Source organism: Bacillus sp. X1(2014), from assembly GCF_007678255.1.
This window is the reverse complement of sequence record NZ_VEED01000073.1, coordinates 1-297: the sequence shown is the minus strand read 5'-3', so window position 1 is coordinate 297 and position 297 is coordinate 1. Positions and strand designations below refer to the sequence as shown.

The 297-nt window shown below is 36.4% G+C and carries 1 pseudogene; it reads left to right on the top strand.

Annotation, left to right across the window (positions count from 1 at the left end):
- Positions 1-297: pseudogene (locus FS608_RS29825) on the top strand (IS110 family transposase); the annotation flags it as partial.

Below are 297 nucleotides of genomic sequence, written 5' to 3'. Positions count from 1 at the left end.
GAAACAATAGCCGACAAAATCGCTGAATTATGTAAAAGTCGTTCCTATAGATGGGCTAAAGAAAAAGCTACTCAGCTCAAGGCTGCAGCAAATCGAAATCCGTTTGAAAAGACCGTTTATCAGAGCCATATTTTAAGTCTAGGTATGTATATCAATATTATTCTTCAATACAAAGAGCACCTATCCAAGTTAGAGTCTGAGATAGATGCCCTCGCTAAAGAAGTTGAAGAATATAATATTATCAAATCTATCCCTGGTATCGGAGAAAAGATCGCTGCAACGATCTTTTCAGAAATT